13 protein-coding genes are annotated in these 17,152 nt (G+C 62.8%); 5 read left to right on the top strand and 8 right to left on the bottom strand.

The window, feature by feature from the left end:
* Positions 1–79: 79 nt before the first annotated feature.
* Entirely contained in the window at positions 80–688 is a 609-nt protein-coding gene (locus AC56KZ_RS14080) for a phosphatase PAP2 family protein (protein ID WP_497162798.1), read from the top strand.
* On the opposite strand, the gene AC56KZ_RS14085 is transcribed toward AC56KZ_RS14080, so the two are convergent.
* Positions 689–1,096: a hypothetical protein gene (locus AC56KZ_RS14085; RefSeq protein WP_497162799.1), complete on the bottom strand. Its 408-nt coding sequence runs from the start codon at positions 1,094–1,096 to the stop codon at positions 689–691.
* A gap of 117 nt (positions 1,097–1,213) precedes the next feature.
* On the opposite strand from AC56KZ_RS14085, the gene AC56KZ_RS14090 reads away from it, so the two are divergent.
* Positions 1,214–2,449 (top strand): RtcB family protein, encoded by a 1,236-nt coding sequence (locus AC56KZ_RS14090; protein ID WP_497162800.1) that lies wholly within the window; start codon positions 1,214–1,216, stop codon positions 2,447–2,449.
* A gap of 7 nt (positions 2,450–2,456) precedes the next feature.
* On the opposite strand, the gene AC56KZ_RS14095 is transcribed toward AC56KZ_RS14090, so the two are convergent.
* Together AC56KZ_RS14095 and AC56KZ_RS14100 are read right to left on the bottom strand one after the other, a co-directional pair.
* The gene (locus tag AC56KZ_RS14095) at positions 2,457–3,107 is read right to left on the bottom strand and encodes an HAD hydrolase-like protein (RefSeq protein ID WP_497162801.1); all 651 of its coding nucleotides are present in this window, start codon (positions 3,105–3,107) and stop codon (positions 2,457–2,459) included.
* A 55-nt stretch (positions 3,108–3,162) separates the two neighbouring features.
* Positions 3,163–5,037: an AI-2E family transporter gene (locus AC56KZ_RS14100; RefSeq protein WP_497162802.1), complete on the bottom strand. Its 1,875-nt coding sequence runs from the start codon at positions 5,035–5,037 to the stop codon at positions 3,163–3,165.
* 140 nt (positions 5,038–5,177) lie between these two features.
* On the opposite strand from AC56KZ_RS14100, the gene AC56KZ_RS14105 reads away from it, so the two are divergent.
* Both AC56KZ_RS14105 and AC56KZ_RS14110 read left to right on the top strand, forming a co-directional pair.
* Positions 5,178–6,806, top strand: a complete 1,629-nt coding sequence (locus tag AC56KZ_RS14105) for an ATP-binding domain-containing protein (RefSeq protein WP_497162803.1) — start codon at positions 5,178–5,180, stop codon at positions 6,804–6,806.
* Positions 6,807–6,918: 112 nt separating this feature from the next.
* The gene (locus AC56KZ_RS14110) at positions 6,919–7,437 is read left to right on the top strand and encodes a hypothetical protein (RefSeq protein ID WP_497162804.1); all 519 of its coding nucleotides are present in this window, start codon (positions 6,919–6,921) and stop codon (positions 7,435–7,437) included.
* 10 nt (positions 7,438–7,447) lie between these two features.
* Here AC56KZ_RS14110 and AC56KZ_RS14115 read toward each other — a convergent pair whose 3' ends face one another.
* On the bottom strand, positions 7,448–9,169 hold the full coding sequence (locus AC56KZ_RS14115) for a diguanylate cyclase (RefSeq protein ID WP_497162805.1): 1,722 nt from the start codon (positions 9,167–9,169) through the stop codon (positions 7,448–7,450).
* A 285-nt stretch (positions 9,170–9,454) separates the two neighbouring features.
* On the bottom strand, positions 9,455–10,240 hold the full coding sequence (locus tag AC56KZ_RS14120) for an HNH endonuclease (protein WP_497162806.1): 786 nt from the start codon (positions 10,238–10,240) through the stop codon (positions 9,455–9,457).
* Positions 10,241–10,459: 219 nt separating this feature from the next.
* Between AC56KZ_RS14120 and AC56KZ_RS14125 the strand changes: the two genes are divergently transcribed.
* The gene (locus AC56KZ_RS14125) at positions 10,460–11,743 is read left to right on the top strand and encodes an MFS transporter (RefSeq protein WP_497162807.1); all 1,284 of its coding nucleotides are present in this window, start codon (positions 10,460–10,462) and stop codon (positions 11,741–11,743) included.
* Between the two features lie 48 nt (positions 11,744–11,791).
* Here the strand turns inward: AC56KZ_RS14125 and gyrB are convergent, their stop codons facing one another.
* The 3 genes from gyrB to dnaA all read right to left on the bottom strand — a co-directional run bounded on the left by gyrB (position 11,792) and on the right by dnaA (position 16,972).
* Positions 11,792–14,293 carry a DNA topoisomerase (ATP-hydrolyzing) subunit B gene (gyrB, locus tag AC56KZ_RS14130; protein WP_497162808.1) on the bottom strand — a complete coding sequence of 834 codons (2,502 nt, stop codon included), beginning with the start codon at positions 14,291–14,293 and terminating at the stop codon, positions 11,792–11,794.
* A gap of 59 nt (positions 14,294–14,352) precedes the next feature.
* A complete protein-coding gene (gene dnaN / locus AC56KZ_RS14135) occupies positions 14,353–15,459 on the bottom strand; it encodes a DNA polymerase III subunit beta (protein WP_497162809.1) in 1,107 nt (368 codons plus the stop codon).
* 121 nt (positions 15,460–15,580) lie between these two features.
* Entirely contained in the window at positions 15,581–16,972 is a 1,392-nt protein-coding gene (gene dnaA / locus AC56KZ_RS14140) for a chromosomal replication initiator protein DnaA (RefSeq protein ID WP_497162810.1), read from the bottom strand.
* Positions 16,973–17,152 lie beyond the last annotated feature (180 nt).

Raw genomic sequence — 17,152 nt, forward strand, 5'->3', positions numbered from 1 at the left:
TACCGACCGTTGCGATTTCAATGCATGCGAATCAATTGTCCGAAATAAGCTGAGATACAGCCATTCGCTTATTTCAGCCATGTTCGACGCCCTCAACCACTCCCTGTTTTCGCTCATCAACGCCGGGCCCGATCTGTCGGGCTGGCAGCTGCACGGCGCCAGCTTCGCCGCCGAGTGGGTGATCATGATCATGCCCGTTGGCCTGGTGCTGATGTGGACCAATGGTGTGGCAGGGCAGCGCGAGGCGGCCGTGCGCGCCTTGCTGGCCGCCGTCATCGCCCTCACGATGAGCAAGATCATCGGCCTGGTGTGGGATTACCCGCGACCCTTTGTCGTCGGCATCGGCCAGACCTATCTGGAGCACGCGCCGGACAGTTCCTTCCCGAGCGACCACGCGACCAGCATGTTGTCGGTGGCAATCGCACTCATGCTGTGCCGGTTGCGCGAGGCGCAGCGCCTGGGCCAGGGCTTGCTGGCGCTGTCGGTGCTGGTGTGCTGGGCGCGCGTCTTCCTCGGTGTGCATTGGCCGCTGGACATGGTGTGCGCCTTGATCGTGTCGGGCGTGGCGGCCGTGCTGGCCAATAGCCGCAGCGGGCAGGCGGTGGCGGGCGCCCTGGCGGGGTTGATGCAGCATGTCTACCGGCGCGTGCTGGCGGCGCCGATTGCACGCGGCTGGCTGCGGCCCTAGTCAGGTCTTTGGCGCGTCGGCGGCCGCTTCGAAAATCAACTTCTTGTCGTCGTCCAGGTGGAACAGGCCGAGCGGCTGCCCGGTCACCTGCTCGGGCGCTTCCAGCTGGCTGCATCCCTGCGTTTCGACGCGCCAGGCCTGGTCGCCGGCGCGCAGCGTGTACTCGTTGTCGCCGGACGCGAACAGTTCCAGCTCCAGGCTTGCAGCCGGCAATGTGCCCAGCGCGATGCGGCGCTGGCAATCCGGCATGCGCGCCGCGAGCACGTCGATCGTCACCGCATCGCTCCAGAAATATTCCTGCATCGCGCGCACTGAAATGGCGTGCTGGTTGCCGTCGATGTAATAGGTGGCCGAGCCGTCGATGCAGCCGGCCAGCAGGAGCGGGGCCAGGAGAATAAATTTTCGCATGCCCGAGTATAGAGCGCGCCTTTATCGCCGTGCAACTAAACACGCCGACACCTCCCGGACTGCGCCGTTTTGCAAATTCGGCGATGATGAACCCGTTGCCGCTTCAAGCAGATCACGATGAAACAGCCAGATTACGAATTGCTCGGCGCCGATAAAGCCAAGCCCGTCAAAATGTGGACCCGCGGTGTGCCCGTCGAAGCCGCTGCCAGGGAGCAGCTCGCCAAGCTGGCGCAGATGCCCTTCATCTACCACCACGTCGCCGTCATGCCGGACGTGCATCTCGGCAAAGGCTCGACCATCGGCAGCGTCATCCCGACGCTCGGCGCGGTGATCCCGGCGGCGGTCGGGGTCGATATCGGCTGCGGCATGATGGCCGCCAAGACCACGCTGCGCGCGCAGGACCTGCCCGACAGCCTGGCCAAGCTGCGCAGCGCCATCGAACAGGCGATCCCGCACGGCATGTCGCCGAAAACGCGCAACGCGAAGGGGCGCGACATCGGCTCCTGGGACAACCCGCCGCCGCCCGTGGACGCCGGCTGGGCCAGGCTGAAGGACGAGTTCGACGCCCTGTGCCGCAAATGGCCCAAGCTGCGCGGCACCAACAACTACAAGCACCTCGGCACCCTCGGCAGCGGCAACCATTTCGTCGAAATCTGCCTCGACGAGGAAGGGGCGGTCTGGCTGATGCTGCACTCCGGCTCGCGCGGAGTCGGCAATGCCATCGGCACCCATTTCATCGAACTGGCCAAGCAGGACATGCGCCGCCACATGATCAACCTGCCCGACGCGGATCTTGCCTATCTCGAGGAGGGCACCCAGCACTACAAGGATTACGTCGAAGCTGTCGGCTGGGCCCAGAAGTTCGCGCTGGTGAACCGCGAAGTGATGATGCAGAACCTGATCCGCGCGGTGCGCAGCGTGATCACCAAGCCCTTCGACACCCATGTCGAAGCCGTCAATTGCCACCACAACTATGTGCAGCAGGAACGCCATTTCGGCCGCGACGTGATGATCACCCGCAAGGGCGCGGTCTCGGCGCGCGCGGGCGAGCTGGGCATCATTCCCGGCTCGATGGGCGCGAAGAGTTTCATCGTGCGCGGCAAGGGCAATCCCGAGAGTTTCAACAGCTGCAGCCACGGCGCCGGCCGCACCATGAGCCGCACAGAGGCCAAGCGCCGCTTTACGCGCGCCGACATGGAGCGCGCCACCGAGGGCGTCGAGTCGCGCAAGGACGAAGGCGTGATCGACGAAATCCCGATGGCGTATAAAGACATCGAAGCCGTCATGCGGGCCCAGAGCGAACTGGTGGAGGTGGTGCACACTTTGAAGCAGATTGTGTGCGTGAAGGGCTAAGACCGGTTCAGGGTTGCGCGCGCTTCGCCTGTAAAGTTGCAATCGCCACCAGCGAGGCCGGCAAATCGAATTCGTGTTCCGGCGCCAGCTTGCGCAGGGCTTCGATCGGCGCATATCCCCAGTGCACGGCAGCAAAGGCGACGCCGGCCTTGCGCGCCGCTTGTGCATCGAGCGCCTGGTCTCCGACGTAGAGCGCGGCGCCCGGGGCAACGGCGGCGCGCTGCAATACCTTGCGGATGCGCGCGGTCTTGCCGAAGATCGAGGCGCCGCATTCGTACTGGCTGATCAGGGCGGCCAGGTCGGGCCCCAGCACGCGGCGCACGTTGTGCTCCGAGTTCGAGGACACGATCGTCAGTTTCACGGCGCCGTGCGCCAGTTCGCGCAGGGCGTGGTCGACCTGCGGAAACAGCGGGATCCGGTGCGTGTTCTGGCTCATCAGCTTCTTGAAACTGGCCGCCGCCAGCGGCAGCTTCCAGGCCGGCATGCCGATATGGCGCATCATGTCGCGCGTGCCGGCATGGCGCAGGTGTTCCACCTCGGTCGGGTCGATGCGGCGAAAGCCGAGCTGGTCGGCAATCTCGTTGAACACGCTGAGGAAAAACGGGAACGAGTCGGCCAGCGTGCCGTCGAAGTCGAAAATGGCGAGGCGATAAGTCATGCTTGCAGGGTAGCGGAGCCGGGGCATGCAGCACAAGCGTGCAGAGGCGCCGGCATCACTTCTGGGCGGTGCGTTCGGGCACCACGAAGGCCAGGCTTTCCTCGAACGAGCGCAGCACCATGTCGACGTGTTCCTGCACCGCCGTCTGGTTGGCTGCCGCCTCGCCGAAGGGCAGGCGAATCGTGACCAGGAGCGCATTCGGCAGCCCGGCGCGCAGTTCGTCGGCCACGCGCTGCCATTGCTCGAGGGTGGCTTCGACCGGATAGCTGAGGAACACGGTCGAGACGAGGTCGGCCTTGTCAGGACCGGGATTGTCCTGGTCCGGGCCCAGCACCACGCTGCGCGCATCGACGCCGAGCTCGCGCAGGGAACGCACCAGCAATTCGCACAGCAGGTCGTCGCGCTCGGTGCCCAGGCCGGCGCACAGCACGACCGAATGCGAGGGCACGTCGAGCGAGCCCTGCCAGCGTCCCAGGCGTTCCTCGCGCATCTTGCGCAGGTGGGCGCCGACATTCGCGTCGAGCAGCGACACGCGCCCCTTCCTGCGGCTTGGCGGCGCCCCAGAAATCGGCGTCAGCGTGGCGGCGACGTCGGCGATGGTGGTGCGGATGCGCGCTTCCTGGCCGGCGTCGATCTGTCCGCTGCGGCCTTCGGTGGCCGCCAGCGCGATGCCGGGCAGCAGGATCTGGTCGCAATAGCGCGCAAAGCTGTGGCGGCCCAGGTAGGACTTGGCATCGGAAATGATGGCGTGGCGCTCGCCGCCCAGCACGCGCTGGTAAAAGCGCTGCGCCGCGTTCACGTTCGGCACGTCGCCCAGCAGGATCGTGATCGGCTCCAGCGCCCGCACGTGGCGCCCCGCCACCACCAGGCACAGCGTCAGCGGCGTGGACAGCAGCAGCCCGACCGGGCCCCACATCGCGCCCCAGAACAGGGCCGACACGATCACGGCCAGCGGCGACAGGCCGGAACTGTGCCCGTACACCTTCGGCTCGACCACGTGTGCCACCACCAGTTCCAGCGACACGAACATCGCCAGGCAGGTCAGCGCCAGGGTCCAGCCGGGATCGATGGCGGCGACAAAAATGGCGATCAGCACGCCCGCCACCATGATGCCGAGGTAGGGCACGAAGCGCAGCAGGCCGGACAGCGCACCCCACAATGCCGCATGCGGCACGCCGAAGGCCCACAGCAGCACCCCGGTCAGCGCCCCGAAGGTCAGGTTGATGATGAATTGCGACAGGAAAAAGCGCGACACGCCGCGCGTGGCGTCGGACAGGGCGCGCACGGTGCGGCTGATTTCGGCCTGGCCGGCCAGCCGGATCACCCGGTCGCGCAGGGACTCGTGTTCCAGCAAAATAAACACCAGCAGCACCAGCACCAGGCCGGCCTCGCCGACTGGTCCCCAGGTGGCGGAGAACAGGCGCGCCAGCGTGTCGCGCGTGGTCGGACGCGGCGCGCGGATTTCAACCGGCAGGGGCTGGTTCGCGCTGGTGCTCAGGGTGCCGCGCTTGACCGTGACCGGGGGCAGGGGCGTCAGCGGCGATTGCGGCGCCACGGCGCTCAGTTCAGCCTCCAGTCGCGCGAACGGGCGCTCGGTGATTTCGCGCACGCGCTCGATCTTCGAGCGGATCGCCTTGCGGTATTGCGGCAGGTCGCGCGTCACCTCAACCAGCTGGAAGGCCAGGATGGTGCCGGCGCCGACCACGCAGGTGCCGGCCAGCAGCACCGACACCAGGGTCGCCGGCAAACGCCCGAGCCCGACACGGCGCAGGCTGCGAATCAGCGGCGCCAGCATCAGGCTTAAAATTGTCGCCAGCGCCAGCGGCTCGAGCACGTCGCGGCCGAAGTACAGCAGCCCCAGCACGCAGGAGGCGGTCACGATCGCACTCGAGGTGAGGACGTTGAACAGGGAAGAGTCGGATTCGCGCATGGAAGCTGGCTGATAAGTGGCGCGAGCAGTCTAGCATCAATGGAAACTCAACAGTTTTCAGCGACAGGAATCAATAGTGTGTTTGCCAGGCCTGATCGGCCTTACAATATTGTCATCCTTTTATCTGCATTTCCGAACCCATGGCCCAAATCCATCCTGCCGGCTGGCGCGAGATGTCCGTCACCGGAAATGCAACGCGCGAAATCGAAACGCTCGCCTTCCTCGAGCAGCGTCTTTCCGACACGCCTTACCACATCTACCACGGCGTCCACTGGACGAACGTCGAGGCAGGTTTCTCGGTCTACGGCGAGGTCGACTTCATCATCGTCGCCCCCAACGGGCGCATGCTGCTGATCGAGCAGGTGGCCGGCTTTCTCAACGAAAGCCGCGATGGCTTATTCAAAAACTTCCAGGGCAAGCCGCGCAAGATCCGCGCCCACATCCTGCACACGATCGAGGGCCTGACAAGGCGCTACCAGGGAGAGCTGTCGATCGACTACCTGCTGTACGCCCCCGACTACACGGTGCGCGACCCGAACCTGGCCGGTATCGATCCGCGCCACATCGTCGACGCCACGAACAAGGGGCGGCTCGCGAAAATCATCCGCGAGGCGCTGCCGGTCACGGATAAAACCGACGACTTCGACAAGGTCGCGCGCTTTCTCGGCGACACCCTGAACCTGCGCCCCGACCCCAGCTCGATGATCGGCTCGGCCACGAAGATGGTGACGCGCCTCTCGGGCGGCCTGGCTACCTGGGCGCGCCGGCTCGAATTCGAACCCTTCCGCCTGCGCGTGGTCGGCACCGCCGGCAGCGGCAAGACGCAACTCGCGCTGGCCGAATACCAGGCGGCGATCGACGCCGGCCTGCGTCCTTTATATGTCTGCTTCAACCGGCCGCTGGCCGACCACATCGAGCGCCTGGCGCCGCCGGGCGGGCGCGTCTCCACCTTCCACATGCTGTGCGACGCCTGGATGCGCGCCCAGGACGTGACGCCCGACTATTCCTCGCCCGAGGTCTGGAACGACATCGAAAAGGCGCTGGCCGAAGTGACCGTGCCGGAAACCTGGCAGTTCGACGTGCTGATCGTCGACGAAGGCCAGGATTTTTCCCTCGCCTGGCGTGACATCGTGCTCGGCATGCTGAAGGAAAACGGACGCGCCATCTGGCTCGAAGACCCGGACCAGAACCTGTACGGCCGCCAGATGGTGCCGCTCCCCGGCTGGGTCAAACTGCATTCCGACACCAACTACCGCAGCCCGCGCCAGATCGTGCAAATGCTCAAATCGATCGGCGCCGCACGCGAACCGGTGGAAGCGGGCAGCCCGTTCAAAGGCGGCGACATCGAGGAAATGACCTATCCGGAAGGCGACGTCGAGGCGATGCTGGCCCAGACCCGGCGCGCGGTCACGTCCTGCCTGGCCGCCGGTTTCGGCCGCCACGACATCGCGATCTGCTCGTTCCGCGGACGCGAGCGCTCGGCCATCCTGAACCTCGACAAGCTGAGCGACGCCCACACCCTGAAATCGTTCACGGGCGACTACGATTTATTCGGCAACCCGGTGTTCCGCGACGGCGGACTGCTGGCCGAATCGGTGTATCGCTTCAAGGGGCAATCGGCGCCGGCGCTGATTTTCACCGAGATCGATTTCGAGGACATGAGTGAGGTCGTGCTGCGCAAACTGTTCGTGGGGATGACGCGGGCAAGGTTGAAACTGGTGCTGGTGATGAGTGATCGGGCGGCGTTGCAGTTGCTGGACCGGATGTAGGGGCGGCAAGCAGTTGGTGTATTGCGGACTGGAAAAGTTTCAAAAATAGCAGTACATTGGAACGGCATTCCAAGCGCAACTCTCATCCACCGCCGTTCCAACCCGCTAGCTCATGAAACTCAAGGCCCGCTTCTACCTCTGGCTCGTTCTCGTTTTCCTTATTTCCAACCTGATCCATGAAGGCGGCCACTGGCTGATGGGGGCGGCGCTCGGCCTCGAGATGCGTTTTGGCCTGAACGCGGTGACCTATCTGTCTGCCACGGCGGACTGGCAACGCGCGCTGGCCGATGCCGCCGGGCCACTGGTGACCATCGTCCAGGGCATCGTCGCCTATGTTGTGGTCATGCGTAGCGGTTCGAAAAAAGCGTTCGCATTCCTGTATGTGGCAGCCTTCATGAGACTGGTGGCGGGGCTGGTGAGCGTCATGCATCCGAACGACGAAGCGCGCCTGAGCATGTATTTCGGCCTCGGCATGTGGACCTTGCCGGTGCTGGTGGCGGGAGGATTGATCCTGCTGGCGTATAAAGGCAGCAAGCGCCTGGGGCTGACCTGGAAGGACCAGGTCCTGTGCTATCTGGTGGCGTCGCTGGCGGTGTCGGCGATCGTGGGGCTGGACCGCTTCATCCTGTAACTGCGCCTGCCTAGATGTAGCCGACCTCGTCGCCCGGTATCGACGCCGTGCGAAGCAGCCCATTCGTCGCCTGTTTCGCCGCGCGCACGCAGTTGCGCCCTTCGTGCTTGGCCTGATACAGCGCCAGGTCGGCCGCATGCACCAGGACACGCACGTCGCCGCCGTGCTGCGGATACGAAGCCACCCCGATCGAGGCCGTCGCCGCGATACGCTGGCCGTCGTGCAGCACCTCGCAGGCGGCAATCGCCACACGCAGCGCATCGGCGCGTTTGAGCGCGTGGTCGATCCCGCATTCCGGCAGCAGCACGACCATTTCTTCGCCTCCCATGCGGCAAGCCACGTCGCAGGACCGGATGTTCTCGCGCAGCGTCTGTGCCACCGTGCGCAGGACGGCGTCGCCGGCTTCGTGACCGAAACTGTCGTTGATGCGCTTGAAATGGTCCAGGTCGAGCACCAGCACGCTCAGCGGCGCGCCCTTGCGGTCGGAACGCGCCAGCTCGCGCTTAAGCACTTCGTCGAGGTAGCGCCGGTTGTAGAGCTGCGTGAGCGGATCGACGATCGACTGCTGGCGCAGCGACACGCGCAGCCGCACATTGCTCAGCGCCAGTCCCAGCTGCTCGGCAAGCTGGCCGATCCAGGCACGGCGGTCGTCGCCCGGTTCGAGCAGGGCAGGTCCCGTCACCGTCAGGCAACCGATCACCTCGCCCTGCGTTACCAGCGGCAGGCACAGGCGGTCAGCCTGACTTTCGCCGGCATGCCGGCAAGCCAGGCCTTGCCCGTCCCCAAACTGGTGCGGGCTACCGCGCCGCAAGGCCCAGCAGTCGAGCGCCTCGATGGTGACAGGCTCGTCCTCGACATCGCCCCAGCCCGCCTTGCGTTCCAGCACATCGCGCGAATTGTTGTACAGGTACAGGCTGCCCGCCAGATTCGGCAGCAGGCGCGGCAGGTAGCTGGCAATCACCCCGGCCGATTCGTCGATGGTCTCTGCCAGTTCGAGCGAGTGCATCAGCTCGGCGCTGCGGAACAGCAACTCGTTCTGCATTGAAAAACGTTCGCTCGTCACGCGCGCCTGCTCCGCCGCACCCTTCGCCTTGTGCTCGGCTGCGTCGCGCTGGCGCAGCACGCGCGAGGCGGCGATCAGCACCCCGCCCAGGAACAGGATATTCGTCAGCGTCGCCACCAGGCTGGCGTTGGCCGCCGAATTCGACGTGGCCAGCAAGCGGTCGCCCAGCGCAACGCGCTGCTGCGAGTAGATCGCGAGTTCTTTGCCGATCAGGTTGCGCAGCAGGTCCATCTGCGCCTTGCCGGTACCGGCGACGATAAACGCCGCGGCCGACTCGAAACCCTGCTGGCGGCGCAGTGCGATGGTGTGCGTGATCCCCTGCATCTTGGTGTGCGTGGCCGCCTCGATCGCTGCCGCGCGCGCGATTTGCTGCGGACTGGTCATTTCCCGGCGCAGCTCTTCCTGGGTGCCCGGAATCCCGTTGACCGCCGAGTGGTAGGGATCGAGGAAGCGTTCGTCGCCGGTGATGATGAAACCGCGCTGGGCGGTCTCGGCGTTGAGCAAGAGTTCCAGCAGCGTCAGTTGCAGCCGCTCGACGTTCGACGCGCTGCGCAGCTCGGCCATCACGTTCGTTACCTGGTGATTCACGAACATCGGCAGGGCGGCCACGGTGGACATGACCAGGATGATGGCGGCTGCGGCGAGTTTGAGTTTGGATTCGAATTTCATTGGTCGGGGCAGGGCCAGGACCGGGAGAGCATCGCTGGCGCTACAGAACGCCAAGAGAGGCACGTCGTGGCCGGCTAATCATTTACATGGTTGCAATAGGTTACCACAGGAAAACTCACCAATTTCCACATCTGCCGCCAATACTGGTGACATGTCGGGACAATAGTGGTTGTTGACCTGCTGGGCTGCGAGGCCTGGTAGTCGGTATTCAGTAGAGAATCTACAAAGGGCGTCGGAAAGCGTTGTTAGCGTTGGCCGGCCGGGAAGGGCTGGAAATCGGAAGGACTAGGTCTCAGCGGCGCCAATCGACTCGTAAGTGCCGGCATCGATCGGCTCGGGTACCTCAAGACGTAGCCTAGGAATATTCTCGTACAAGCGCAGCTTAAATTCGTCGCTGTCATTGGCGTAATCGCAGCGCCGGTGGCAGTTCGGGCACAAGGCTACTGCGTTTGTCGGGGTATCCGAACCGTGGCTTGCGAGAGGCATCACGTGATGCACCTCGAGGTAGGGTAATCCGTCGTTGCCGATGAATGGGGCGGGGCTGTTGCACCCCTCGCAAGTCCCGTTAGCGGTTTCCAGAACCCACGCCTTGACGGCTGGGTCGCGCACGAAGCTGGACGTTGTCTTGACGGCTAACTGAGGATGCTTAGAGCCTGCTGGCATTTTGAGAAACGCAAGCTTGCGTAACGAAGAAACTTTCGCCGATAAGGAGTCATGTTCAGCCGTAGGCACGTATGTCGTCAAAAATTCGATGTCGGTCTGACGTAGCAACTCAACCATTTTCTCCTTTACGGCGCTGCCGATATTCCGGGCCGGGAGGTAGCCAGCAATGTAAGGCATTTTTAGCTCGTAAAGTGCCGCCGAAATATTCTGCATCCGGAATTCGACCGACGCTTTAGTCCGGCTTGCGAGTGGACCATCCCGTAGTTGACGGTTAACCTCCGCCTTGCTGTATGGCTCACCCTTGAGTTCCAGGCGAAGCATGAGCAAGTAAGCTTCCACAGCGCTCATCAATTCCTCATTGCTCCAGGAGGCTGCGCTTGTACTAGGAAGTTCTTGGGGAGTGGACATGTCGTAGCCAGTGCTAGGGAAGCACTTGAGTCTACTTTTTGTTCAATATCTGTTCAATATCTTTCGAATTTGATTACGAGATACGTTTCAGGTCACTATCGCCGTCTAAAGAGACAAGTATCGCAATTGCTAGTCGGCTTGGACTGGCGTGACGAAGACCAGGACGCAGCAACAAGAATATCTTTCGACCTAGCAACGCACCTTTGGTAGCATCCTGCAATGAACGCTACCTACGCCCCAACCCCTCCTAACATCCGCCGCCGTCAAAACCTGGCCCTCGTGCTCCTAGTACTGACCGGCGTCATCAATTACCTCGACCGCGCCACCCTTGCCGTTGCCAACGAGTTCATCCGCGCAGACCTCGGCCTCTCGCTCGGTCAGATGGGCCTGCTCTTGTCCGCCTTCTCCTGGAGCTATGCGCTCTGCCAGCTGCCGGTCGGCGCCCTGGTCGACAAGATCGGCCCGCGCTGGCTGCTTGGCATGGGCCTAGTGGTCTGGTCGCTGGCCCAGGCAGCCGGCGGACTGGTCTCGACCTTCGGCTGGTTCGTGATCGCGCGCATCGTGCTCGGGATTGGCGAGGCGCCGCAGTTTCCGGCGGCGGCGCGGGTTGTCAGCAACTGGTTTCCGCTGCATGCACGGGGCACGCCGACGGGTGTCTACAATTCGGCGTCGCCGCTGGGCGTGGCGCTCGCGCCCTTGCTGCTCTCGCCCCTGATCGCCGCGACGAGCTGGCACTGGGCTTTCTTTGTCACTGGCGCGATGGGCCTGGTCGCGGCAGTGATCTGGGTTGCCTTGTATCGCGATCCGGTGCGCGAGAAGATGTCGGAAGCCGAGATTGCCTACCTCGACGCAGGACAATCAGCAGAGCCAGCGCCAAAGACGACCTTCGCGTCCTGGCGCGCCCTGTTCCGGCACCGCGCTACCTGGGGAATGCTGTTCGGTTTTTCCGGGTCGGTCTACCTGAACTGGGTGTATCTGACCTGGCTGCCGGGTTATCTGCGCACCGAGCGCAATATGGACATTGCCTATGCGGGGTTGGCCGCTTCGATTCCCTTTGCCTGCGGCTTCGCCGGCGCCCTGATTGCCGGCTGGGCGTCGGATCGCGTGGCGCGGAATTCAAAGTCGCCGCTGACCGGCCGGCGCAGGGCAGTCGTCGCGGCCATGCTGGGCATGGTGGCGTTCACGATTCCGGCGGCCCTGGTCGAGAGCAATACGCTCGCCATCGCTTGCATCTCGATGGTGATTTTCCTCGCCAACGCTGCCTCGGCCTGCTCCTGGTCGCTCGTCACCGTGGTGGCGCCGCGCAGCCGGATTGCGTCACTGGGTGCAATTCAGAATTTCGGCGGCTTTATCGGCGGCGCGCTGGCGCCAATCCTTACCGGTTTTATTGCGCAGACCTGGTCGTTTGTACCGGCCCTGCTGACAGGCGCGGGCATCGCTTTCCTCGGCGCGATGGCCTACCAATTCCTGGTCGTGCGGTCGATTCCTGAACAGGACAGCTGAAAAAAAAGCCAAGCTCGACGCTTGGCTTTTTTGATTGAGCGAGGCGACTTAAACGTCGATGTTCCCGGCCCTCAACGCATTCGACTCAATAAAGTTCCTGCGCGGCTCCACGTCGTCCCCCATCAGCGTCGTGAAGATCTGGTCCGCGGCAATCGCGTCTTCGATCTGCACGCGCAGCAGGCGGCGTACTTTCGGATCCATCGTGGTTTCCCACAGCTGCTCCGGGTTCATCTCTCCCAGACCCTTGTAGCGCTGTTTGGAGACGCCGCGCTCGGCTTCTTCGCGCAGCCAGATCATCGCTTCGTGGAATTCGCGGACGGCGAATTCCTTCATCTTCTCGCCTTCGCCGCGGCGCATGATGGCGCCTTCGCCCATCAGGCCCTGGAAGGTGGCGGCGGCGTTGGCCAGCACGGCGTAGTCGTTGCTGAGGACGAAGTCGGCGTCGATGGAGGTCACGTAGATATTACCGTGGCGCATGCGTTCGATGCGCAGGGCGTGCTTTTCCGACAGTTCGTCCGAGCGCACGACCACGCGTACGGCCGGGTCGTTGATCGCCGCTTCCATCGCCTTGGCGGAGATCTCGGCGTTCTCGATCGTCATCATGTCGAGCGTGACGCCGCTCATGATGGCGGTCAGCGCGGCGCGGTCGATCACACGGGTCAGGCGCATCATGATGGCGTTGGCCAGGTTGTACTGGCGTACCAGTTCGGCCAGCGCTTCACCGTTGATCGGCTCGACGCCTTCGCGCGGGATCAGTGAGGCGCCGTTCAGCGCCACCATCATCATGTAGCTCGCTTCCTCGACGTCGTCCTTCAGGTAGCGCTCGTCGCGGCCAGCCTTTACCTTGTACAGCGGCGGCTGGGCGATGTAGATGTGGCCGCGCTCGACCAGTTGCGGCATCTGGCGGTAGAACAGGGTCAGCAGCAGGGTGCGGATGTGGGCGCCGTCGACGTCGGCGTCGGTCATGATGATGATGCGGTGGTAGCGCAGCTTGTCGACGTTGAATTCGTCCGGGCCGATCGAGGTGCCGAGGGTCGCGATCAGGGTCGTGATCTGCTCCGACGACAGCATCTTTTCGAAACGCGCCTTTTCCACGTTCAGCACCTTGCCGCGCAGCGGCAGGATGGCCTGGAACTTGCGGTCGCGGCCCTGCTTGGCGGAACCGCCTGCCGAGTCACCCTCGACGATGTACAGTTCGGCCAGCGCCGGGTCGCGTTCCTGGCAGTCCGCCAGTTTCGAGGACAGGCCGAGGCCGTCCATGATGCCCTTGCGGCGCGTCAGGTCGCGCGCTTTGCGTGCCGCTTCACGGGCACGGGCCGCTTCCACGATCTTGCCGCAGATGATCTTGGCGTCGTTCGGCTTTTCGTTCAGGAAGTCTGTGAGCGTTTTCGCAACGATTTCCTCGACCGGGCCGCGCACTTCCGAGGACACCAGCTTGTCCTTGGTCTGCGACGAGAATTTTGGCTCCGGCACTTTGACGGACAGCACGCAGGTCAGGCCTTCGCGCATGTCGTCGCCCGAGATTTCGACTTTCGCCTTTTTCGCGAAATCGTGCTCGTCGATGTATTTGTTGATCACGCGCGTCATTGCCGCACGTAGACCGGTCAGGTGGGTGCCGCCGTCCCGCTGCGGGATGTTGTTCGTAAAGCACAGCACCTGCTCGTTGTAGGCGTCGTTCCACTGCATCGATACGTCGACCGCGATATTCGTGTTCTGGTCGGACTGGCGCTCGCCGGTGGCCTGGAACACGGTCGGGTGCAGGACGGTCTTGGTCTTGTTGATGTATTCGACGAAGCCGCGGGTGCCGCCTTCGAAGGCAAAGATTTCTTCCTTGCCGTTGCGGTGGTCGGACAGGCGAATGTTGACGCCGTTGTTCAGGAAGGACAGCTCGCGGATCCGCTTCGACAGGATCTCGTAGTGGAATTCGACGTGCGTGAAAATTTCCTCGTCGGCCCAGAAGTGCACTTCGGTGCCGCGCTTGTCGCTTTCGCCGACCACCTTCATCGGCGAGACCTCGAAGCCGTCGACGATTTCGATTTCGCGGTTTTGCGGCACGCCGCGCACGAATTCCATCTGGTGCACTTTGCCCTTCTGGCGCACGGTCACGACCAGCAGTTTTGACAGTGCATTCACGCAGGACACGCCCACGCCGTGCAGGCCGCCAGAAACCTTGTACGAGTTCTGGTTGAATTTGCCGCCGGCGTGCAGTTCGGTCAGGGCGATTTCGGTCGCCGAGCGTTTCGGCTCGTGCTTGTCGTCCATCTTGACGCCGGTCGGAATGCCGCGGCCGTTGTCGACGATCGAGATCGAATTGTCGGCGTGGATCGTCACATGGATTTCGGTGCAGTAGCCGGCCAGCGACTCGTCGATGGAGTTATCGAGCACCTCGAACACGAGGTGGTGCAGGCCGGTGCCGTCCGAGGTGTCGCCAATGTACATGCCCGGGCGCTTGCGAACCGCTTCCAGGCCTTCCAGAATTTGAATCGAGGCAGCGCCGTAATCGTCCGACTGCATCGGCGATGAGGGCATGTTGTTGGCGTTATCGGACATGGACTACTTTCTCAAAAAACTGTGTATTCAGACTGACTTACCGGTTGCGGATCGCTTGCTTAAATCCGCATCGGCATGACGACATATTTAAAATCGCCATTTTCCGGAATCGAGATCAGGGCCGACGAATTCGAGTCGCCCAGGGCGATGTTGATCTGGTCGCATTTCAGGTTGTTCAGCACGTCGAGCAGGTAGGTGACATTGAAGCCGATGTCGATCTGGTCACCGCCGTAGTCGATTTCGAGTTCTTCGACCGCTTCTTCCTGGTCGGCGTTGGTCGAGCTGATCTTCATGCTGCCGGGGGTGATAACGCAGCGCACACCCTTGAACTTGTCGCTGGTCATGATCGCGGCGCGCTGCAGCGAGCGCAGCAACTCGTCGCGGCTGATCGTGAAGTCGTTCTTATAGCCCTTCGGGATCACGCGGGTGTAGTCAGGGAATTTACCCTCGACCAGTTTCGACACCAGCTCGATATCGGCAAAGGTCAGTTTTACCTGCGACGCGGCGATGTCGAGGCGCACGGTCTCGTCGCTTTCTTCCAGCAGGCGCTGCAGTTCGATGATGGTCTTGCGCGGGATGATGACTTCCTGGCGCTCGAATTCCTGTTCTGCCTGTACCTGGCAGAAAGCCAGGCGGTGGCCGTCGGTAGCAACGGCAATCACCTTGTTACCGTCCAGCACCAGCAGCAGGCCGTTCAGGTAGTAGCGGATGTCTTGCTGGGCCATCGCGAAGTGCACCATATTAAACAGGTGCTTCAGCGTTTTTTGCGGCAGCGTGACGGTGGCGTTGTAGGTGTCGGCCACGGAGACGGTCGGAAATTCCTCGGCCGCCAGCGTCTGCAGCGCGAAGCGCGACTTGCCGCTTTGTACGGTCAGGCGTTTGTTTGCCAGCGTCATCGTGACGTCGCCCGATTCCGGCAGCGCGCGCAGGATGTCGAGCAGCTTGCGTGCGGCCACCGTGGTGCCGGTGATGTCGTCGCCGGAACCGATGTTGGCCAGCGTCGTGATCTGCACTTCGGTGTCGGTCGACAGGAAGGAGACGCTCTCGCCGTCCTTGCGGATGAGGATATTGGCCAGAATCGGCATAGTGTGCCGACGCTCGACAATACCGCTCACGATCTGCAGTGGCCGGAGAAGTGTGTCTCGGGTGGTTTTGACCAATTGCATATTGTTCCTCGAAAGGTTTAATAGATGAAAGTATTTCTAAAGCACTATTCTGCCGCTTAGCATGGCGAAATGCCAGCTCCGGCTCAGCTATGCCGGATGAGCAGCCCCGGTCAGCCCCGGGTCAGCCCTTCAGCGTCTGTTCCAGCACGTGCAGCTCGTGGTTGCACTCGGGGTTTTTCTGGCGGTCGCCGGCGATCTTGCGCACCGCGTGCAGCACCGTGGTGTGGTCGCGGCCGCCGAACAGCTCGCCGATTTCCGGCAGGCTCTTTTGCGTCAGTTCCTTGGCCAGGTACATCGCGATCTGGCGCGGGCGGGCGATGTTGGCCGGGCGCCGCTTCGAGTACATGTCGGCCACCTTGATGTTGAAGAAATCGGCGACCGTCTTCTGGATGTTTTCCACCGAAATCTGACGGTTCTGCACCGACAGCAAATCCTTCAGGGCTTCCTTGACGACATCGATCGTGATGTCCTTGCCGTGGAAACGCGAGTAGGCCAGGATCTTGCGCAGCGCGCCTTCCAGCTCGCGCACGTTCGAGCGCAAGTGCTTGGCGACAAAGAAGGCGACATCGTCCGACAGCGTCACGTCTTCGGATTGCGCCTTCTTCAGCAGAATCGCGACGCGCATTTCCAGTTCCGGCGGTTCGATCGCGACCGTCAGGCCGGAGTCGAAGCGCGAGATCAGGCGGTCATCCATGCCGGTGATCTCTTTCGGGTAGGTGTCGGACGTGATGATGATCTGCTTTTTCGCGGCGATCAGCGCCTCGAAGGCATAGAAGAACTCTTCCTGGGTGCGGCTCTTGCCCCCAAAGAATTGAATATCGTCGATCAACAGCATGTCGAGCGAGTGGTAGTAGTGCTTGAAGTCGTCGAAGCCTTTTCTCTGGTAGGCGGTGACGACGTCGCGCACGTACTGCTCGGCGTGGATGTAGCGGATGCGCGCGTTTGGCTGGTCGACCATCACCTGGTTGCCGATCGCGTGGATCAGGTGGGTCTTACCGAGGCCGACGCCGCCGTAGAAGAACAGCGGGTTGTAGGACACGCCCGGGTTGTTGGCGACCTGGATGGCGGCGGCGCGCGCCAGCTGGTTGGCCTTACCGGTCACGAAACTGTCAAAAGTCAGGTCCGGATTGATGCGGCTCTGCTCGCGTTTCGGCGAGTTGGCGATGTTCAGGTTCGGCTGCGGCTCGATCGAGTGCGGCGAGGCGCGCAGCTCGCCCGGCATCGGCGTGTTGGCCGGGGCAGGACGCACGGCGTCCGGCTTTTTGACGTTCAGGCGCGGGTCGAGCACGAACTGGACTTCGACCGGGGCTTCCCAGTACTGGCAGGCAAGCGCGGTGATGCGGTTGGCGAACTGCGACTTCACCCAGTCGAGCTTGAAGCGGTTGGGCGCGGCAATGCGCAGCTTGCCGTCTTCGTAATCGAGGACGACGAGCGATTTGATCCATGCGCTGTATTGCTGCGGCGTCAGCTCGAGTTCGAGCTGCGCTGAGGCGGTCTGCCAAAAATTTTCCATGAGTGCGGCTTCGTGATACGTAACACGCTATTTTACCCGTCTTCGCTCAAGTTATCCACAGGTAGCGCCAGATTTTGCCGCCCGGGCTGGGGATAAAGACGGAGTTATCCCAGCTTAAAAATCTGGGGAGAAACAACAGCCGCCTTGACACTGGCAGGGCAAATAGAGTCTAATTCAGGG

It is taken from the genome of Telluria sp. LT2P34 (assembly GCF_059685915.1).

Coding starts and splice junctions, on each gene's coding strand:
- AC56KZ_RS14080 (WP_497162798.1), top strand. CDS start 80: ATGTTCGACGCCCTCAACCACTCCCTGTTTTCGCTCATCAACGCCGGG.
- AC56KZ_RS14085 (WP_497162799.1), bottom strand. CDS start 1,096: ATGCGAAAATTTATTCTCCTGGCCCCGCTCCTGCTGGCCGGCTGCATC.
- AC56KZ_RS14090 (WP_497162800.1), top strand. CDS start 1,214: ATGAAACAGCCAGATTACGAATTGCTCGGCGCCGATAAAGCCAAGCCC.
- AC56KZ_RS14095 (WP_497162801.1), bottom strand. CDS start 3,107: ATGACTTATCGCCTCGCCATTTTCGACTTCGACGGCACGCTGGCCGAC.
- AC56KZ_RS14100 (WP_497162802.1), bottom strand. CDS start 5,037: ATGCGCGAATCCGACTCTTCCCTGTTCAACGTCCTCACCTCGAGTGCG.
- AC56KZ_RS14105 (WP_497162803.1), top strand. CDS start 5,178: ATGGCCCAAATCCATCCTGCCGGCTGGCGCGAGATGTCCGTCACCGGA.
- AC56KZ_RS14110 (WP_497162804.1), top strand. CDS start 6,919: ATGAAACTCAAGGCCCGCTTCTACCTCTGGCTCGTTCTCGTTTTCCTT.
- AC56KZ_RS14115 (WP_497162805.1), bottom strand. CDS start 9,169: ATGAAATTCGAATCCAAACTCAAACTCGCCGCAGCCGCCATCATCCTG.
- AC56KZ_RS14120 (WP_497162806.1), bottom strand. CDS start 10,240: ATGTCCACTCCCCAAGAACTTCCTAGTACAAGCGCAGCCTCCTGGAGC.
- AC56KZ_RS14125 (WP_497162807.1), top strand. CDS start 10,460: ATGAACGCTACCTACGCCCCAACCCCTCCTAACATCCGCCGCCGTCAA.
- gyrB (WP_497162808.1), bottom strand. CDS start 14,293: ATGTCCGATAACGCCAACAACATGCCCTCATCGCCGATGCAGTCGGAC.
- dnaN (WP_497162809.1), bottom strand. CDS start 15,459: ATGCAATTGGTCAAAACCACCCGAGACACACTTCTCCGGCCACTGCAG.
- dnaA (WP_497162810.1), bottom strand. CDS start 16,972: ATGGAAAATTTTTGGCAGACCGCCTCAGCGCAGCTCGAACTCGAGCTG.